Origin of the sequence: Streptomyces cyaneofuscatus, from assembly GCF_000718135.1 — a bacterium.
In the GTDB taxonomy this organism is placed as follows: Bacteria; Actinomycetota; Actinomycetes; order Streptomycetales; family Streptomycetaceae; genus Streptomyces; species Streptomyces cyaneofuscatus.
On the sequence record NZ_JOEM01000032.1, the window covers coordinates 65,199 to 83,917 of the forward strand.

The following is an 18,719-nucleotide window of genomic DNA, read 5'->3' on the forward strand; positions in this document are numbered from 1 at the left end:
CTGCACGGGAGCGGACACCACCATGCCCAAGACCAAGCTCAGCCGGGAAGAGATCCGGTCCTTCGCCCAGCTCTCGCCCTTCGAGCTGAAGGACAAGTTCATCCGGATCGCGACGGAGGCGCAGAGCGACAAGCCGGGCCAGAAGGGGAAGACGACCCGGGCGATGCTCAACGCGGGCCGCGGCAACCCCAATTGGACCGCGACCGGCCCGCGCGAGGCGTACCACGCGCTCGGCTACTTCGCGATCTCCGAGTCCCGCCGGGTCTGGACGGCGGACAATCTCGGCGGGATGCCGGAGGAGGCGGGGTGCGCGGAGCGGTTCGAGCACTTCGTCCGTACGCATCCGGAGCTGCCCGGCATCGAGCTGCTGAAGGCGAGCGTGGATCTGGCGGTGAAGCGGTTCGGCTTCGACCGGGACGCGTTCGTGCACGAGCTGGCGGACTCCTCGATCGGGGACAACTACCCGGTGCCGGACCGGATCCTGCGCCACACCGAGCAGATCGTGCGGGGCTACCTGGCGGACGAGATGTTCGACCACCGGCCGCCGGAGGGGCAGACGTTGAGCCTGTTCGCGACCGAGGGCGGCACGGCGGCGATGTGCTACATCTTCGACTCGCTGATGAAGAACGGGATCCTGGCGAAGGGCGACCGGATCGCCCTGATGGTCCCGGTGTTCACCCCGTATCTGGAGATCCCCGAGCTCGACACGTACGGCTTCGATGTCGTCCGTGTGGAGGCGAACCTGTTCACCGAGACCGGGGTGCGGCAGTGGCGCTACCCGGAGGAGGAGATCGCCAAGCTGGCGGACCCGTCGGTGAAGATGGTCTGCTGCGTCAACCCGAGCAATCCGCCCTCGCTGGCGCTCTCCACCCGGGTCACCGAGCAGATCGTCTCCATCGTCGGCGAGCGGAACCCGAACCTGATCATCGTGACCGACGATGTGTACGGGACGTTCGTCGAGGGCTTCCGCTCGCTCGCCGCCGACCTGCCCCGCAACACGCTGCTCGTGTACTCCTACTCCAAGCACTACGGGGCGACCGGCTGGCGGCTCGGGGTGATCGCGCTGCACGACGACAACGTGATCGACGCGATGCTGAAGGAACAGGACGCGGAGCAGAAGGACCGACTCAACAGGCGTTACGGAACACTGTCGTTGGAGCCGGAGAAGATGCGGTTCATCGACCGGATGGTGGCGGACTCCCGGCAGGTGGCGCTGAACCACACGGCGGGGCTCTCGCTGCCGCAGCAGGTGATGATGGCGCTGTTCTCGCTCTTCGACATGCTGGACGAGGGCCAGGCGTACAAGCACCGCATCCGGGCCATCGTGCAGCAGCGGCTCGAACTCCTGCTGGAGGGCGTGCACATGAAGGTGTCCGAGGACCCGAAGCGGGCGGCGTACTACATCGAGCTGGACCTGCTGGCGGAGGCGGAACGCGTCCACGGCAAGCCGTTCGCCGCGTTCCTGGAGGCGAACTACGAGCCGGTGGACCCGCTGTTCCGGCTGGCCGAGCAGACGTCGGTGGTCCTGCTGAACGGCGGCGGCTTCGACGGGCCGGAGTGGTCGGTACGGGTGTCGCTGGCCAACCTGGACGATCTGGACTACCTGAAGATCGGCCACCATCTGCGGGTGATCTTCGACGAGTACGCGGAGGAGTGGCGGGCGGGTGGCGCCTCCAGCCCGTCCGGCGTTTGAGGACATCTTTTCGGGCGCGGAAAAGGGGCGCGCCCCGGCCAGTGGTGGGGTGACCGGGCCGGGGCGCGCGCGTGGGGGGCCATAGTGGCTGGTGGGAGCTAGCGGTAGGCGGCGAACGCCTTCGTGAAGGCCAGCGGCTCCTGGTCGATCGAACTGCACGTGGCGTCGGCGGCCGGCTTGGGCCCGCCCGGGCACGCCTTGTCCCGGGTGCCGGACCACATGGCCAGGCGGCCGATGCCCTTCTCCTGGGCGAACTTCACGACCTGCGTGGCGTCCTCGACCGTGAAGATCTCGGTGACGACGTCGTTCACGCCGATCATCGGGGTGATGGCGACGGCCTTCCACGCGGCGGCCTCGGAGAGCCCGAGGACACCCTTGATCTGAGCCTGGGTCGCGGTCGCCGCCTGGATGGCGTACGTGCCCATGTCGTCGCTGTAGGCGGGCCCGTAGTCCATCGCCATGATGTTGACCGCGTCGACCCGGACGCCGTTCTTCTTCGCATCGGCGAGCAGGTCGACGCCGGGCTGGGTCAGCCCCTCGGGCATGACGGGGAGGGTGAAGGCGACGTCCAGGTCCGGGTACTTCTTCTGGAGCTGGGCGATCGCCTGGGCGCGGCGGGTGTTGGCGGCCGCGTCGGGCAGGGCGGCGCCCTCGATGTCGAAGTCGACCTTGGTGAGCTGGTAGGCGTCGACGACCTTGCCGTACGCGGCGGCGAGATCGGCGGAGGAGGAGCAGTTCAGGGCCAGTTCGGCCCCGGCCGCGCCACCGAAGGAGACCCGGACGTCACCGCCCTTGGCCCGGAGCGCGCTGATCTGCTTGGCCACTTGGTCGTCACCGAGGCCGGTGACGCCGCCCCAGAGGGGGGCGCAGCTGCCGCCGGAGGTGATGAAGGCGAGGTGGAACTCGTTCACCCCGGTCTTGGTCGCGGTGTCGAGGAGGTCGTAGGCCGGGTAGAGCGAGGTGTCGATGTAGGGGGCGAACCGGGAGCCGGTTTCCCCGCCGCCACCGGGGCGACCGGTGGCGGTGGGGGCCGGCGTGGGGGTCGATGCGCTCGCGCTGGGGGACGCGGACGCGGTGGGAGTGGCGGAGGAGGTGGGGGTGGGGCCGGTCGTGGGGGTGTCCGTGGGGCGGCCGCTGGGGGTGGGGGCCGGGCCGCCGGTGGAGCAGGTGGCGTTGTTGATGAGGCAGGAGGCCGGGTCGCCCGCCGTGCCGGTGGCCGAGGTGACGAAGCCGACCGTCACGGACTTGCCGGGGGCCAGCTCCTTGTCCCAGCTCGCGGGCTTCACGGTGACGCGGTTGCCCTGCACCGTGTGCTCGCCGTTCCAGAGCGACCCGATCTTCGTGCCGGCCGGGAGCTCGAACTGAAGCGTCCAGTCGGTGAGGGTCTTGTCCGTCTCGTTGGTGACGACGTACTGCCCCGTGTAGCCGCTGGTCCAGTCGCTCGTGCGGGTGTACGCCGCCCCGACCGCCGCCGCCTGCGCCGTACCGGTCAGGGCGAAGACCGTCCCGCCGATGACCGCGGCGGCGACGATCGCGCCGACCGCCTTGGTGCGGGTGGTCGCCGTGCGGCGGTGTGTACGGGAACCCATCAACGTGCCCTGCCTGCCTCTGTGTTCGTGCTGTGTGCGTGCTCTGCGTCCTGCGGATCCCTTTCGGGGTTCGCGAGGAGCACGCTAGCGGCAGCGGAACGGGCAAAGCGGGCTTTACGGACCGGAGTTGATGTTCTTAGGGTGCGCTTAAGGTGCGGCTAAGAGGGCCCTGAGGTGGCGGGACCGGCCGTGGTGCGGGGCTCCTTGCGGCGGGGGCGGCCGAAGCGGCGGGCGACTCGGCGGCCGTGGCCGCGGCGGCCGCGGTCCGGGGTGCTGCCGTGCAGGCCTATCCAGATGCGGACCTCCGTGCCGCCGAGCACGGAGCGGCCGATGCGCAGGTCGCCGCCGGTGGACTCGGCGACCCGGCGCACGATGTCCAGGCCGAGGCCGGTGGAGCCGACCGCGCCCGGCTTGGTGGTGCCGCTGGCGCCCCGGGCCAGGGCCGCCTCCGGGTCGGCGATGCCGGGGCCCGCGTCGGAGACGAGGACGATGACCGCGTCGCCGCTGTGGTGGACGTCGACGGCGAAGGCGGTGCCCTCGGGGGTGTGGCGGAAGACGTTGCCGAGCAACGCGTCGAGGGCGGCGGCCAGTTCGGGGCGGGCGACGGGGATGCGTACCGTACGGTCCACTCCCGCGAGCCGCACCTCACGGCCCTCGTCCTCCGCCAGCGCCGACCAGAAGCCCATCCGCTCCCGGATCACCTCGGAGGCGTCGCACCCGGCCCCGGCGCCCGTCTGGACGCCCTGGGTCTGCGGGCGCTGCTCGCGGGCGGTGCGGATGATCGTGTCGACCTCGTGCTCCAGCTGCTCGACCGCGGCCCGGGTCTGGTCGGCCGCCGGGCCCTCGCCGAGCGATGCGGCGTTCAGCCGGAGGACGGTGAGCGGGGTGCGGAGCCGGTGCGAGAGGTCGGCGGCGAGCTCGCGCTCGTTGGCCAGGAGCTGGACGACCTGGTCGGCCATGGAGTTGAACGCGACGGCGGCGGAACGGAGTTCGGTGGGGCCCTCCTCGGGAACCCGGGTGCCGAGCCGCCCCTCCCCCAGGTCCTGGGCGGCGCCCGCGAGGCGCTGGGCGGGCTGGACCATCCGTACGCCGAGCCGGTCCGCGACCGCCACCGAGCCGACGATCAGGGCGACGCCGACCCCGGCCAGGATCAGCCAGGCGGTGGCGACCCCGTTGGAGACCTCGCCCTCGGGTACGAAGACCTCCACGACCGCGATGTCCCCGGTGGAGAGCGCGGTGGGCTGGAGCAGGGCGAAGCCGTCGGTGACCTCGGTGATGGAGGCGCGGCCCGCCTTCCGTACGGTCGCGACGTCCTTGGGGCTCGCCCGCCGGGTGCCGATGTCCAGCGCCTCGCCCTCGGTTCCGTCCGCCGCCTTCTCGGGGGCGGGGACGTGGACGGCGAGCCGGCCCCGGTCGCCGGATTCCGTGGAGAGGACGGCCCGGGTCAGCTCCTCGCGGTCGGTGGTGATGGAGAGCGCCGGGGCGATCATCGCGGCCTGGCGTTCGGCGTCGGAGAAGGCCCGGTCGCTGGCCATCTCCCGGATGACCAGACCGAGCGGTACGGCGAAGGCGATGACGACCATGGCGGTGACCGCCAGACACACCTTGACGAGCGCCCACCTCATGCGGGCGGCTCCGTGGCCGGGGCGCCGGGGGGCGGCGCGTCGGCGGGCGGCTGGAGCTTCACGCCGACCCCGCGCAGGGTGTGCAGATAGCGCGGCCGGGCGGCGGTCTCTCCGAGCTTGCGGCGGAGCCAGGAAAGGTGGACGTCGATGGTCTGGTCGTCGCCGTACGACTGCTGCCACACCTCGGCCAGCAGCTCCTTGCGGGCGACGACCACCCCGGGGCGCCCGGCGAGGAAGGTCAGCAGGTCGAACTCGCGGCGGGTCAGGTCGAGTTCAGACCCGTCCAGTTCGGCGCGGCGGCGCAGCGGGTCGATGGCGAGCCCGCCGACGCGGATGACCCGGGGCGGCGGCGCCTGGTCTCCGGCCGCGCGGGAGCGGCGCAGGACGGCGGCCATGCGGGCGGAGAGGTGCTCCACGGAGAAAGGTTTGGTCAGGTAGTCGTCGGCGCCGTCGTTGAGCAGCCGGACGATCTCGCTCTCGTCGTCCCGGGCGGTGGCGATGATGACCGGGACGTCCGTGATGGACCGCAGCATCTTGAGCGCCTCGGCGCCGTCCAGGTCGGGCAGCCCGAGATCGAGGATGACCACGTCGAAGCGGAAGTGCGCGACCTCGCGCAGCGCTTCGAGCGCGGTGCCCACACTCCGTACCGTGTGGGAGGCCTCACTGAGGTGCCGGATGAGGGCGGAACGTACGAACTGGTCGTCCTCGACCACGAGCACACTTGCCATGGGCGGCACCGTACGCCATCCGGTCGGGCCGGGTCCCTGCCCCGTCCCACCTCGCCGGAATCCTCCGCAAAGGCCGGAACGTCAACGGAATGAGACGTACCGGAAGGGGACAGTCAAGGTGTGCGTGGTGCAGGATGTGCCGGATGCAACGAGGACTCGTACACGCGCTCGCGTGGTCGCTCGCCACCGGCGCGGCGGTCACGCTGTCGTGGTGGGGTGTGCACACGGTCATGACGGGGACGGCGTACGACCCGCCCCGGGCCGTGCCCATCTCCGTGGGCGCGGGGGCCCCTCAGCGGATCGGGCAGTCCACCGAGGACCCGCTCGTCTCGTCGACGCACCGCTCCTCGCCGTCGCCCTCGCCCTCCCCCTCCTCTCCCTCGGCGGACAGCGGCAGCGCGAGCCCGTCACCGTCGGCCGCGCGCCCCTCCCGTACGCCGTCGAGCGCCCCGGCCGCCTCTCCGGCCTCGCCCAAGCCCGCCGCGAACTCCGGCGAGGTGAAGGGGTACCGCACCGACGGTGGCCGGGTCGTGTTCGAGCTGGGGAAGAGCTCGGCGAAGCTGGTCTCGGCGACGCCGGAGCCGGGCTGGTCGATGCAGGTGTGGACGAACGACGCCTGGATCCGGGTGGACTTCAGCGACGGGGGCGGCGTGGACGGGAAGACGTACTCCGTGTTCTGCACCTGGAACGGGACGCCGCCGACGGTGCAGGTCGTCGAACCGTAAGCCGTTCGCTACGTCTCGAAGACGGACGGCGGCGGCGCGGGTGACGGCTTGGCCGCCGCGTCCGTGACGACCGCCGCGCCCCCGGTGAAGTCCGTGAGGCCCCGCCCGTGTTCGACCCGGCCGGGGTGCGGGTCGCTCGCCACCCGGCGGGTGAACTCGGCGACCGCCAGGGGCAGGGCGGAGGCGAGCAGGACCGCGTTGCCGAAGCGGCGGCCGCGCCAGACCACGGGGTCGGCGGCGAGCGCCAGTTCGGGGAAGACGGCGGCGGCCGTGGCCACCTGGCCGCGCAGGTGGGCGAGCGGGGGCCCGTCCGCGAGGTTCGCGGCGTACTGCCCGCCCGGCTTCAGCACCCGGCGTACGGCGGTGAGGAATTCGGCGGAGGTCAGGTGGGCCGGGGTCCGGGCGCCGCTGAAGACGTCCGCGATGACCAGGTCCGCCCAGCCGTCCGGGAACTTGCCCAGCCCTTCGCGGGCGTCCAGCGCCCGGACCCGTACGCGGGCCTGCGGGTCCAGCGGGAGCCGGTCGCGGACGAGCTGGACGAGGGCCGCGTCGACCTCCACGACCTGCTGGGTGGAGCGGGGGCGGGTGGCGGCGGTGTACCGGGCGAGGGTGAAGGCGCCGCCGCCGAGGTGCAGGACGTTCAAGGGCTGGAGCGGGGGCGCGGCGAGGTCGATGATGTGGCCGAGCCGGCGCTGGTAGGCGAAGGAGAGGTGGGCGGGGTCGCCGAGGTCCACGTGGGACTGCGGGGCGCCGTCCAGCAGCAGCGTCCAGCCGTCCGGGCGCTCCCGGTCGGGTATGAGCTCGGCGAGACCGCTGTCGACGGGACCGGAGAAGGGTTCGCGCTCGGCCCGGCCCGCGCCGCGGCGGTCCTTCTTGCCCCCGGTCGACGCTCCTCGTCGTGCCACGTGCGCTGGTCCTTGCTGGTCGGGGGCCCGGGATACCGGCAGCGGCGGAGGTGTCCGCCCGTCCGGCCATTATGGGCGCAGCGCCAGGAGGGGGCTCGGTTGCGGGCGCCCGCTCAGTTGCAGCCGTCGGCCGCCTCCAGCAGGCGGGCCGCCTGGTCGAGGGCGGCGCGGAGTACGGCGGGGTCGGTGACCGGGGCGTCCTCGGCGGGCGGGAGCAGCCAGCCGGCGCCGGCGGCGGGCGGGGTGGTGGGGAGGCGCAGCCCGCGGCCGTCGGTGCGCGTACAGGCGCTGCCCGGTACGTCCCAGGCGTCGGCGGTGCCGGGCGGGACGATGAAGCCGAGGGTGTCGCAGGCGCCGTTGTGCAGGACCGGGCCGACGGCCTCGTGGTCCCGGCCGCGGCGGAGGATGTCGACGGCCTCCAGCCCTTGGCGGGCGGGGACGGTGACGAGGTCGCAGGGCTGGTCCGCAGGGGCGGGGCCCGTGGTCGGGGTGGTGGGGGTCGTGGTCGTCGTCGGGTTCGTCGCGTCCGGGTTCGTCGCGGTCGTCCGTGAGCCGGTCTCCATGCCGATGTGCAGCAAGGGAACCCCTCCTCTCATCGCCGAACGGAGCCACACTCCGTCTCCACATGGACCAACGGCGGCGGAGCGTCAAGGGCTACGGGGCCACACCGCCGCAAAGGGTGGCAGTTCATGGCGGATCGCGGGCGGGATGCCCGCATATATCACGAATGCCCGTGTGTGTTCCCCGTCACAGCAGGTACGTTCTTGCTCCGCCGGGACACCGGAAAGCAGAACCCGGCTTGCACCGCTTGCACCAGAGAGGGGCCGGCCATGGTGTCGACAGGGGCAGTTCCCAACCTCGTCTTCCGCCAGCTGCGCGGACAGCGCTCCGCAGGAGAGTTCGCGGCCGCCGTCCGCCGGGCGGCGCGGGAGATCGGCGAGCAGGTCGCGTGCGATGCCCGGTACATCGGACGCGTGGAGTCCGGGGAGATCCGCTGTCCCAACTACGCGTACGAACGGGTCTTCCTGCACATGTTCCCCGGGGCCTCCCTGGCCGACCTGGGGTTCTCGGCCCGCGAGAGCGTACGGGGGCGGGGGGCACGGGTCGTCTCCGAGCCGCCGCCGCCCGAGCCCGCCGCGCCCCCCGAACCCGGCGGGTCCCACCACACCGACGAGGAGAGCGACGTGCTGCGTCGCGTGTTCATGATGAGCGGCACGGCCACGGTGGCCGCCGCTTCCCTGGGGCTCGGCGGGGCGCCCGCCTCCGCCGCCAGGATCTCCCTGCCCGCGCAGCGCCGGGTCGGTGAGAGCGAGGTGGACGCCGTGGAGCAGGCGGTACGGCGGATCCGGGTGCTGGACGACCGGCACGGGGCGGACGGGCTCTACCGGCAGGCCTCGCGGCCGCTGAAGGCGGCGTACGAGCTGCTGGACGCCGGGACCACCACCCGGCGGGCGACCGCGGACCGGCTGCACGCGGGGGCGGGCGAGCTGGCCATCTCGGTGGGGTGGCTGGCCCATGACTCGGGGCGGTTCGGCGACGCGCGCTCGCACTACGCGGAGGCGCTGGCGACGGCGCGGCTGGCGGGGGACGCGGGTCTTGAGGCGCACGCGTTCTGCAACACGTCGTTCCTGGCGCGGGACGCGGGGCGGCCCCGGGAGGCGGTACGGGCGGCCGAGGCCGGGCAGCGGGCGGCCCGCACGCTGGGCTCGCCCCGGCTGCTGGCGCTGCTCGCGCTGCGGGAGGCGGGGGGCCGGGCGGGGCTCGGGGACCGTACGGGGTGCGACCGGGCGATCGGGCGGGCCCGGGCGGCGTTCGAGCGGGGGGCCGCCGGGGGTGACCCGGAGTGGATGAGCTTCTTCCGGGAGGCGGAGCTGGAGCTGCTGGAGGCGCAGTGCTGGTCGGCGCTGGGCGACTGGTCCCGGGCGGCGCGGCACGGGCGGCGGGCGGCGGCGCTCCAGGACGCGCACTTCACCCGGAACCTGGCGCTGTACCGGGCGCAGCTGACGGGGGACCTGGCGCGGGCGGGGCGGGTGGAGGAGGCGGCGGCGACGGGCCACCAGGTGCTGGACCTGCTGGACCGGGTCCAGTCCTCGCGGATCCGGGGGATGGTGGCGGGGGCGGTACGGGTGCTGGAGGCTCGGGCGGGTGGGGTGTCGGCGGCGACGTCTTTCCTGACCCGCCACCGGGAGTCGACCACATCAAGCCCGTCCGGCGTTTGAGGACGGAGCCCTTGCCCGGGTGGGCGGGCGCCCCTGCGGATCCCGTGGCGCGGGAGATCCATGCGTGCGCCCGGAACGTGCTCGACGGTTCCGTCCTCAAACGCCGGACGGGCTGGAATGCGCAAGGGTTCCGTCCAGCGGCGGGCCCGGGTGGGCCCGGGGGTCCGTCCTCGAACGCCGGACGGGCTGGGAAAGGCGCCGGACAGGCTTAAAAGCCCTCCAGGTGCCCCGTGTCGTTCCAGCGTTCCAGGGCCGGGAGGCCGTACGCCCAGGCCAGCACCGACAGTGACGTCGGCTCCAGGCGCAGGCGGGCGCCGAAGGACACGTCCTCGCCCAGCCAGCGCGCGGCGAGCACCCGCAGGATGTGGCCGTGGGCGAAGACCAGCACGTCCCGGTCGGCCGAGCGCGCCCACTCCACCACCTCGTCCGCCCGGGCGGTGATCTCCGCGAGGGACTCCCCCTCCGGGACCCCGTCGCGCCAGATCAGCCAGTCCGGCCGGTCCGCCTTGATCTGCGCCGGGGTGAGCCCCTCGTACGCCCCGTAGTCCCACTCCATCAGCGCGTCCCACGGCTCCGCCCGCTCCCCGAACCCGGCGAGCTCGCACGTCTCGGACGCCCGGACGAGCGGGCTGGTGCGGACCTCGACGCCGGGCAGACCGCCCCAGGGCGCCCGGTGCAGCCGTTCGCCGAGCAGCTTCGCGCCCTCGCGGCCGGTGTCCAGGAGCGGGATGTCCGTCCTGCCGGTGTGGTTGCCCTGGACCGACCACTGGGTCTGGCCATGCCGAGCGAGCAGGATGCGCGGTGCCATGAAGGCTCTCCCTGGAACGGTGGTGCTGGGCCTTCCATCATCCCGTACCGCCGCCCGAGGCAACCTCCGGGGCGGTGGCGACGTCCCTCTGTGAGCGACCGTCCGCCGCGGTACCGGAGCCGCGACGGGGCAGGTTGCGTACGGGACGTCCGGAAGGGGACCCCCGGGGGCGTCGGCGGCTTACCTCCGCCTTACGGTTGAACGCCCGCCGTCGGCCGCATGAACATGGGGGAGCCACCGGATGCCGCACGCCACCGCCCTGCCCGCGACCGGTCACCGGCCCCGCTGGTGGACGGAACTCCCACTGATCGCGGTGGTGTACGGCCTGTACTCGATGGGCCGCCTCCTGGTGCGCGGCGATGTGTCGATGGCGGTCGACAACGGCCTGGCGATCCTCCGGTTCGAGCAGGCGTTCCACCTCAATGCCGAGCACCCGCTGAACCGTCTCTTCACCAGCACCCCCTCCATAGGCATACCCGCCGACTTCGCGTACGCCTCCCTGCACTACCTGGTCACCCCGGCGATCCTGATCTGGATGTTCCGGCGCAGATCGGCCGCGTACCGGGCGGCCCGGGTCTGGCTGATGAACTCGACCCTGCTCGGTCTGATCGGCTTCACCCTGGTGCCGACCTGCCCGCCCCGGCTGCTGGACGCGAGCCACGGCTTCGTCGACACGATGGCGCAGTACAGCGCGTACGGCTGGTGGGGCGCCGGCGCGAGCGCCCCGCGCGGGCTGAGCGGGATGACCAACCAGTACGCGGCCATGCCGAGCCTGCACGTCGGCTGGTCCCTGTGGTGCGGCATCCTCCTGTGGCGCCACGCCCGGCACCCCCTGCTGCGGGCCGCCGGCATCGCGTACCCCCTGGTCACCACGGTCATCGTCATGGGCACCGCCAACCACTATTTCCTGGACGCGGTCGCGGGCGGCGCCGTGATGGGGCTCGGAGCCCTGCTGACCAGGCCGGTCATGCGGCTGGCCGACCGGGTGAAGGGGCGTCTGGGGACCGCCTTCGCCACCGTGCGTACCGTCTCCGAGCCCGTGAAGTCCCCGATTGTCAGTGCCGGATGCAAGACTTCCGCGGGTGAGCGAATCCCCGGCCAGCGGACCTCCTCCGCAGATTCCCCCGACGCGGCAGCCGACGGCGCAGGTCCAGGCAGAGCGACCGGCGCAGGTCCGGGCGCAGCGACCGGCGCCCCGGCCGACGACGACGCTCCGGCAGCGGCTCGCTGAGCTGCGCGGCCCCTCCGTCGCCCCGCATCCGCTCGACGCCCGCGCGCTCGCCGCTCTCGCCGCCAATCCCGGCTGCAAGCGCCGCGCCCTGCTCGACGGCGCCGGGGTCGACAAGGGGGTGCTGGCCACCGCGCTCGGCTCGCCCGCCCCGTTCGGGCAGTCCCAGTTCGCCTTCATGCGGGGGAACGCGTTCGAGGCGAAGGTCAAGGCGGACGGCGGGGCCGAGCTGCTGCGCCTGCTGTACGAGCGGCTCGGCGGCTCCTCCCCCGCCCCCGGCCCGGACGCCGCCACGCCCGACCTGAGCGCCGCAGGGCCCGAGGGCCGGGCCGCGCGGACCGCGCTCGCGCTGCGCGAGGCGACGGCAGCGGGCGGCTGGGCGCTGCTGGACCACCCGATGCTGGCCCTGGAGGTGGCGGGCTCCCCCGCCTATCTGGAGCCGGACGCGGTGGTGGTGCACCCCGACGGCCGCTGGACCGTGGTCGAGATCAAGTCGTTCCCGATGATCGACGCCTCCGCCGACGCCGCGAAGGTCGGGGCCGCCGCCCGCCAGGCCGCGGTGTACGTGCTGGCGCTGGAGCGGGTCGCGGCGGTGACCGAGGGGGCCGAGGTCGGCCACCAGGTGCTCCTGGTCTGCCCCAAGGACTTCTCCAACCTGCCGACCGCCTCCGTCGTCGACGTACGCAAGCAGCGCGCCGTGACCCGCCGCCAGCTGACCCGCCTCACCCGCATCGAGGACATCGCTGACGCCCTCCCGGAGGGCACGACCTTCGACCCGGCGTGCTCGCCGCAGGAGTTGGAGTCCGCCGTCTCCTCCGTCACCGCCGCCTACGCCCCCGAGTGCCTGGCCGCCTGCGAGCTGGCCTTCCACTGCCGGGCGCGGTCCCGGGCCGAGGGGGCCGTGGAGACGCTCGGGCGGAGTGTGCGCGGGGAGCTGGGCGGGCTGACCACGGTGGCCGGGGTGCTGGCCGCCGCCGCGGGCAAGGAGGGCGACCCCGCCGACCCGACCGTGGCCGCCCTGCGCCGGGCCGCCGCCCTGCGGGCCGAGGCGCTGGAGAGCGCGGCCGCCCTGCGCGCCCAGGCGCCGGAGGGTGCGGCGGCCGTGCGCGGGCAGGCTCCGGAAGAGGCGGGCGCCGCATGTCGCTGATCACCACCCTCGCCCGGCTGGAGGCGGTCGACTCGGGCCGCGCCCAGCCGTTGGCCACCGTCCGCCACCGCCATCTCACCGACCGGCCCCTGGTGATCGTGCCGCTGACCACCGCCGGGGAGGCCGGGGCCCCGCTCGGCGCCCTGGTCGGCACGGACCGCGAGGCGCCCCGGCTGCTGGCCGTCGCCCAGCCGCGCGACCGGGACCTGCGGTTCGCGTTCCTGGCCGAGCTGGCGGAGGCGGTGCTGCCGCACATCGAGGCGTACGCGGACGTGGTCGAGCCCGCCGAGCGCAACGAGACCGATCCGGCGACCGGCAAGAAGACCAAGGTCGAGGTCGAGCTCTGCACGGACGCCCCACAGCTGATCGTGCCGAGCCGGGCGGGCATCGAGTTCGTGCGCCTCCTCGGCCGCTCCATGCGGTTCCGCCGGACCGCCGAGGACGACCCGGAGACGCCGTACCCGGCCCCCGCGCGCGTCCCGCTGCTCGGCCGCTGGCTCACGCACTACGGGGAGCGGGCCCGGGTGCCCGGCTCCTCGCTGCTGCTCGCCGCCACGGACCTGCTGAACCGGCACTGGGCGACCGGCCAGAGCAGCCTGGAGGACCAGCACCTGGGGGCGCTGCTAGCCTGGATCGACCCGCCGGGGGGCGCGAGCGGCGCGGAGGCCGCCCTCGCCGCCGAGCTGGGCCGCGACCAGCACGGGCAGCTCCTCTGCCCGCCCGCCGGACCCGCCACCGACCCGGCCTTCGACAACCGGCTCCTCGCCCCCGCCATCGAGACGTACGACCGGGCCCGTCAGGCGCTCGCCGCGGCCGAGGACGGGCTGGCGGCGGACGGGCGGCTCGGTGAGCTGAGCACCGCCGAGCGCGAGATCCGCTCCCTCCTCGCGAAGGTGATGCTGCCGACCTGGGACAAGGTGTGGCAGGGCCTCGACCTGCTGCGCGAGCTGCCCGAAGGATCCCGGGCCGAGGACCGCTGGACCCGCGACCGCTGGTCGTTCACCGCCCACCGGGACCGGGTCAGCTCCGGCGAGCCGCCGCAACCGCGCCGCGACGACGCGGTGACGGCCGCGCAGAAGCTCGCCTCCCGGGAGACCGCGCAGGCCCAGCTGGAGGCCCAGGAGGCGCTCGACGACCCGCTGGTCCTGGCGGGGCGGCGGCTGGCGGGCGAGGCGTTCCTGGCGGACGTGACCGACGTCGAGATGGCGTACACCGAGTCCAAGCGGCCCTCCCCGCGCCCGCTGGTCACCCTCCGCACGGACGAGCGGCCGCACCTGGGCGAGCGGACCAAGGTGTACCGCTCGCTGGACGGCAAGCCGCAGACGGCGGAGTTCGTACGGTATGCCCAGGAGCCGGACCAGGAGGGCGAGGTGCTGCTCGTCCTGCGGATCATGGACCGGATGGGGCGGGGCAAGGAGCCCGCGCCCGGTTCGCTGCCGGAGCCGGGTGAGCGGATCGCCTGGACGCTGTTCGAGCACGACCAGCGCGGCGGGCCGAAGCTGCCCGACCCGGAGGAGACCCCGTGGACCCATGGCGGCCCGCCGGGCGCGGACGCCGCCACCCGCGCCGAACACCCCGACCCCGTGACCCCGGAGGACCTGCTGTGACCCCGACCCCCGTCACCACGGAGTGCCTGCTGTGACCCCGACCCCCGTCACCACGGAGTGCCTGCTGTGAGGACCGGCTTCGACCCCGGTGCGGAGGCGGCGCGGGCGACCGGGGCGATCCTCGACGACACCCTGCGCGGCTCCGCCCGCGGCATCGTCGTGGACTCCCCGCCCGGCGCCGGGAAGTCGACCCTGGTGGTCCGGGCCGCCCTGGAGCTGGCCGCCGCCGGGCACCCGCTGATGGTGATCGCGCAGACCAACGCCCAGGTCGACGACCTGGTGGTGCGGCTCGCGGAGAAGGACCCGGAGCTTCCGGTGGGCCGGCTGCACAGCAGCGACTCCGACCCGTACGACAAGGTGCTGGACGGGCTGGACAACGTACGCAAGTCGGCGAAGGCGGCCGATCTGGCCGGGCTGGACATCGTGATCTCGACGGCGGCCAAGTGGGCACACGTGAAGAACGTGGAGCCGTGGGGGCACGCCATCGTCGACGAGGCGTACCAGATGCGGTCCGACGCGCTGCTGGCCGTGGCCGGGCTGTTCGAACGGGCGCTGTTCGTCGGGGACCCGGGGCAGCTGGACCCGTTCTCGATCGTGGGCGCGGACCAGTGGGCGGGGCTGAGCTACGACCCGTCGGCGAGCGCGGTCTCCACGCTGCTCGCGCACAACCCGGAGCTGCCGCAGCACCGGCTGCCGGTCTCCTGGCGGCTCCCGGCGTCGGCGGCGCCGCTGGTGTCGGACGCGTTCTACCCGTACACGCCGTTCCGCAGCGGTACGGACCACGGGGACCGGAAGCTCTCGTTCGGGGTGGCATCGGACGGGTCGGGCCCGGACCGGGTGCTGGACGAGGCGGCCGAGGCCGGGTGGGGGCTGCTGGAGCTGCCGGCCCGGCACACCCCGCGTACGGACCCCGAGGCGGTACGGGCGGTGGCGCTGGTGGTCCGGCGGCTGCTGGACCGGGGCGGCGTCGCCACCAGCGAGCGGGCGGAGCAGCCCGTTCCGGTGACGGCGGACCGGGTCGCGGTCGGCACGGCCCACCGCGACCAGGCGGCGGCGGTGCGGGCGGCCCTCGCCGAGCTGGGCGTCACGGGGGTGGCGGTGGACACGGCGAACCGCCTCCAGGGCCGCGAGTTCGACGTCACGGTGGTCCTGCACCCGCTGTCGGGCCGCCCCGACGCCACCGCGTTCCACCTGGAGACGGGCCGCCTGTGCGTGCTGGCCTCGCGCCACCGGCACGCCTGCATCGTGGTGTGCCGGGAAGGGGTGGCGGACCTGCTGGACGAGCACCCGTCCACGGAGCCGGTCCAGCTCGGCGTCACGGTGAAGTTCCCGGACGGCTGGGAGGCGAACCACGCGGTGCTGGCCCACCTCGCCGAGCACCGGGTGCGGTGGCGGCCCCAGGTGACGTAAGGGCGGAAAGGCCTGTGGCCCTCTTGCGCGGGGTTGGACAATGGAGGGTGGCCGTCCGGGGCCGCCCGAGGGAGGAACAGCACATGACACAGTCCGAGCGGAACGAGCGGCAGCGGCTGCGCCCCGCGCCACTGCTCTTCGAGCCGTCGGAGGCGGTGGCCGATCCGGAGCACTTCTTCGACCTGGAGTCGATGGACGACCCGCGTGAGCTGCTGGCCCGGGCGACCGAGCTCACGCAGGCCTTCCGCGCGGCGACGGACCGGTCGGTGGAGTTCCAGGCGATGGCGGCGGCGCAGCTCGCCGATCCGCGCCGGTTCGACCGGCTGACGGCGGCGGACGTCGCGGAACGCGCGGAGTGGACCGAGGACTACGCGAAGAAGATGATCGAGTTCGGGCGGTCCCTGCTGGACGCGTCCAACGCCTGAGCCTCGCGTGGACGGGCCGGAGGTCAGGTCCCGTGGCATATTCCGGGCGGGCAAGATACTCCTTCCCCTCCCGCCCTGTCCCGGTTTTTGGCAACTCTCGAAATCGTCTCCGTCACTCCCGGTAGACCTTTTCTCCATGAGCGCTTGGCTGAAAGACGAAACGACCCTGCAGGCCGGCGGAGCCGCCGCGCCCCACGCCGTCGACATCTTCGCCCTGTTGCGGGACCAGACCGGGGCGCAGGCCGCCCAGGTGACCGCCGCCGGTGCCGCCTGGCTGGCGGGGGCCTCGGCCTACCCGCGCTCCACGCTCGCGCAGTGGGAGGAGCGCCCGACCTCGCCCGGGGTGCTCCCCTGCGGCTCCCAGTTCGACGTCGTCAACGTGCCCGCGCTGTTCGGGCGGCGGATGCTGGAGCGGCTCTGGGCCGAGGGCCCGGGCACCGGTCCCGTGGCCGTGCACCGGGGCCGGATGCTGCTCTTCGCCGCCCCCGGGACGGCCCAGCGGCTGCCCTCGCTGCTGGCCTGGGAGGAGTGGGGAGCCGGCGTCGACAAGGCGTCCCGCCCGCAGCGCGGTGAGGTGCCCCCGCTGCTCTGTCACGGCACCGGCGACGCCGTCACCGTACCGCCCCTGACCTGCCCGTCCGGTGGTTCCGGGCCGCGCTGGCTGGTGGCGCCCGACACCCGCAATCCGTGGCTGCCCGGGCCCGATGTGCTGCTCTGGGCCTGTGTCCGGGTGAGCCGGTCGGCGGTGTCCCAGGGGTCCGGGCATTCGATTTTTCCTCGGGCGGATCAGGGTGCTAATGTCTACGACGTCAGCAGGCGCCGTTAGCTCAGTTGGTTAGAGCAGCTGACTCTTAATCAGCGGGTCCGGGGTTCGAGTCCCTGACGGCGCACCGACGGAAGAAGCCCCTCGCGGAAGCGGGGGGCTTCTTCGTGTCCGCTCGAAGCCGGTCAGAGGCCGGCCGTGATCCGGACCGTCCAGGAGCCGGACGGCGTACGGTCGGCGACCTCCACGCGGGTGCGCTCGCCCGGCACGGTGTAGGTCTCGCCCTCCGTGAGCGGGGCGTCGGCGAGCGGCGGGTAGACGGACCGGTCCCAGCAGGAACCGGTCTCCGGGTGGGTGTCGATCACCTCGACCGGGCCGCCGCCGGAGGCCGTGCCGCTGCGGACCCGGTAGATCAGGATGCCCTCGGTGCAGGTCCCCCGGTCGTTGCCGGTGGCGCCGCGCGCCTCGATGGCCAGGACGCTGTCCTCGCCGGTCCGGACGACGGCGAGCCGGGTCCCGATCGACCCGCCGGGCACGGGGGCGGCGGCGACCGGCTCCAGGGTGAGGTCGGCCGAGCCGCGGACGCAGACGACCTGCGGCCCGCCCAGCCAGCCGAGCTTCCACTTGTGCCAGCCGAAGAGGTCGGGCGCCAGGCCGAACTGGCTGCCCATGACGTCCCAGTCCCCGACGTAGGTGTCCCAGTCGCCCTTGCCGTCGGTGGGCCGGTGGTAGAGATCGGCCAGGTCGAAGACGTGCCCGGTCTCGTGGGCGAGGACGTTGCGGTCGGGCGGGTGCTGCTCGAAGACGGTGACGACGCGCCGGATGTCAGTGCCGTCCGCGCGCAGCGGCCGGTCGAAGTTGACGACCTTCGTGGCGTCGGAGTCCACGCCCGGGGCGTCCGGGTCGGCGACCAGATAGACGATGTCGTACGCCGAGAAGTCGATGTCCCCGTCGGCGGCCGCGATCGCGTCGCGCAGGTAGGCGGTGCGCTTCTCGGCGTCCCAGTCGCGCTCTATGCCGTACCAGGTGGAGGGGCGCGGCATCTGCGTCCAGCTCCGCTGCGGGTGCGGGCGGAGGGTGAATCTGCCGTAGCTGGCGCGCTCGAAGAAGCGGGTGGTCGAGGGGAAGTGGTCGGCGGTCAGCAGTTCGGGGGTGAGCACGGGCTTCGAGTCCGGGAACGACAGGAAGATCATCACCGCGTCGAGGCGCCGGTCGGGCTGAGGGTAGGCCCCGTTCCAGCTGTCCAGGCCCAGCGAGTGGTGGGCGGACGTCCTGGGGAGCGCGCACGGGGTCGCGTCGCGCACGGCGGCCGCGGCGGGGCCCGCCACGAGCGAGGTGGCGGCGAGCGCCAGGAGGGAGGTCAGGGCGGCCGCAAGACTGCGCAGCTTCAGCCGCTCCGCTCCCCCGGGTCCGGGCTCAGGCTGCACATCGACCTCCGGGTGGGAACGCGGTACGTCTCGTCCACCCTGTGCCGTTTCGTGGCGATGCGCCCTGTTGTGCTGCCCCACACGGGTCACATGCGCCCCACGGGTCGCAGGGCGGACACACCGGCGGCATCCCACCCCATACCTTTACGGAACGTCACCATCGGCCGGATCGGCGGACGGATGCACCGGGCCGGCGGACGGATACAACAGAACCGCACAGAAACCATCAGGAGCGGGCAAAGCGGAACGGCGCAGACCGGCCGTTCGGTCGAGCCATGGCCGGATGCGAGCTGGAACGCCCGACGCGCCACCCTCTATGCTTCACCACGCTTTCCCGCGTGGATCGGGCCCCTTCACGGGTTCACCACCCGGTGCCCTGTCCGACCCCACCTGTTCACGACAACCTTCACAGCGGGAGCG

At 73.5% G+C, this 18,719-nt stretch carries 16 protein-coding genes and 1 tRNA gene; 10 read left to right on the forward strand and 7 right to left on the reverse strand.

The window, feature by feature from the left end; all coding sequences use genetic code 11:
• Nucleotides 1-22: 22 nt before the first annotated feature.
• Nucleotides 23-1,693, forward strand: coding sequence for a bifunctional aspartate transaminase/aspartate 4-decarboxylase (locus IF17_RS0134020; RefSeq protein ID WP_030574690.1), 1,671 nt, complete (start codon nt 23-25; stop codon nt 1,691-1,693).
• Between the two features lie 98 nt (nt 1,694-1,791).
• On the opposite strand, the gene IF17_RS0134025 is transcribed toward IF17_RS0134020, so the two are convergent.
• From IF17_RS0134025 to IF17_RS0134035, 3 genes are all read right to left on the reverse strand, one after another.
• A complete protein-coding gene (locus IF17_RS0134025; protein ID WP_030574692.1) occupies nt 1,792-3,282 on the reverse strand; it encodes a cellulose binding domain-containing protein in 1,491 nt (496 codons plus the stop codon).
• A 158-nt stretch (nt 3,283-3,440) separates the two neighbouring features.
• Entirely contained in the window at nt 3,441-4,907 is a 1,467-nt protein-coding gene (locus IF17_RS0134030) for a sensor histidine kinase (protein WP_030574695.1), read from the reverse strand.
• Nucleotides 4,904-5,635, reverse strand: a complete 732-nt coding sequence (locus IF17_RS0134035; RefSeq protein ID WP_030574698.1) for a response regulator transcription factor — start codon at nt 5,633-5,635, stop codon at nt 4,904-4,906. The genes IF17_RS0134030 and IF17_RS0134035 overlap by 4 nt, the downstream gene beginning before the upstream one ends.
• A gap of 143 nt (nt 5,636-5,778) precedes the next feature.
• Here IF17_RS0134035 and IF17_RS0134040 point away from each other — a divergent pair, with 143 nt between their 5' ends.
• Nucleotides 5,779-6,360: a hypothetical protein gene (locus IF17_RS0134040; RefSeq protein WP_030574702.1), complete on the forward strand. Its 582-nt coding sequence runs from the start codon at nt 5,779-5,781 to the stop codon at nt 6,358-6,360.
• Nucleotides 6,361-6,368: 8 nt separating this feature from the next.
• Here the strand turns inward: IF17_RS0134040 and IF17_RS0134045 are convergent, their stop codons facing one another.
• Nucleotides 6,369-7,265 carry a spermidine synthase gene (locus IF17_RS0134045; protein ID WP_030574704.1) on the reverse strand — a complete coding sequence of 299 codons (897 nt, stop codon included), beginning with the start codon at nt 7,263-7,265 and terminating at the stop codon, nt 6,369-6,371.
• Nucleotides 7,266-7,378: 113 nt separating this feature from the next.
• Nucleotides 7,379-7,843 carry a hypothetical protein gene (locus tag IF17_RS0134050; RefSeq protein ID WP_030574706.1) on the reverse strand — a complete coding sequence of 155 codons (465 nt, stop codon included), beginning with the start codon at nt 7,841-7,843 and terminating at the stop codon, nt 7,379-7,381.
• A gap of 252 nt (nt 7,844-8,095) precedes the next feature.
• Here IF17_RS0134050 and IF17_RS0134055 point away from each other — a divergent pair, with 252 nt between their 5' ends.
• A complete protein-coding gene (locus tag IF17_RS0134055) occupies nt 8,096-9,484 on the forward strand; it encodes an NsdA family TPR-like regulatory protein (protein WP_030574709.1) in 1,389 nt (462 codons plus the stop codon).
• Nucleotides 9,485-9,692: 208 nt separating this feature from the next.
• Here IF17_RS0134055 and IF17_RS0134060 read toward each other — a convergent pair whose 3' ends face one another.
• Nucleotides 9,693-10,292: a histidine phosphatase family protein gene (locus IF17_RS0134060; protein WP_030574719.1), complete on the reverse strand. Its 600-nt coding sequence runs from the start codon at nt 10,290-10,292 to the stop codon at nt 9,693-9,695.
• A 241-nt stretch (nt 10,293-10,533) separates the two neighbouring features.
• Between IF17_RS0134060 and IF17_RS0134065 the strand changes: the two genes are divergently transcribed.
• The 7 genes from IF17_RS0134065 to IF17_RS0134095 all read left to right on the forward strand — a co-directional run bounded on the left by IF17_RS0134065 (nt 10,534) and on the right by IF17_RS0134095 (nt 16,999).
• Complete coding sequence (locus IF17_RS0134065) at nt 10,534-11,523, forward strand: phosphatase PAP2 family protein (protein ID WP_030574721.1); 990 nt, start codon at nt 10,534-10,536, stop codon at nt 11,521-11,523.
• Nucleotides 11,411-12,667 carry a hypothetical protein gene (locus tag IF17_RS0134070; RefSeq protein WP_244890575.1) on the forward strand — a complete coding sequence of 419 codons (1,257 nt, stop codon included), beginning with the start codon at nt 11,411-11,413 and terminating at the stop codon, nt 12,665-12,667. The genes IF17_RS0134065 and IF17_RS0134070 overlap by 113 nt, the downstream gene beginning before the upstream one ends.
• Complete coding sequence (locus tag IF17_RS0134075) at nt 12,658-14,274, forward strand: hypothetical protein (protein WP_030574728.1); 1,617 nt, start codon at nt 12,658-12,660, stop codon at nt 14,272-14,274. Before IF17_RS0134070 ends, IF17_RS0134075 begins: the two co-directional genes overlap by 10 nt.
• Before the next feature lie 66 nt (nt 14,275-14,340).
• Entirely contained in the window at nt 14,341-15,684 is a 1,344-nt protein-coding gene (locus tag IF17_RS0134080) for an AAA domain-containing protein (RefSeq protein WP_030574731.1), read from the forward strand.
• Nucleotides 15,685-15,767: 83 nt separating this feature from the next.
• On the forward strand, nt 15,768-16,109 hold the full coding sequence (locus IF17_RS0134085; protein ID WP_018511200.1) for a hypothetical protein: 342 nt from the start codon (nt 15,768-15,770) through the stop codon (nt 16,107-16,109).
• Nucleotides 16,110-16,245: 136 nt separating this feature from the next.
• Complete coding sequence (locus tag IF17_RS1000000137390) at nt 16,246-16,935, forward strand: bifunctional DNA primase/polymerase (protein WP_030574733.1); 690 nt, start codon at nt 16,246-16,248, stop codon at nt 16,933-16,935.
• Nucleotides 16,926-16,999 (forward strand) — tRNA-Lys (locus IF17_RS0134095). Before IF17_RS1000000137390 ends, IF17_RS0134095 begins: the two co-directional genes overlap by 10 nt.
• Nucleotides 17,000-17,057: 58 nt before the next feature.
• Here IF17_RS0134095 and IF17_RS0134100 read toward each other — a convergent pair.
• Nucleotides 17,058-18,299: a M6 family metalloprotease domain-containing protein gene (locus IF17_RS0134100; protein ID WP_030574736.1), complete on the reverse strand. Its 1,242-nt coding sequence runs from the start codon at nt 18,297-18,299 to the stop codon at nt 17,058-17,060.
• Between the last annotated feature and the right edge of the window lie 420 nt (nt 18,300-18,719).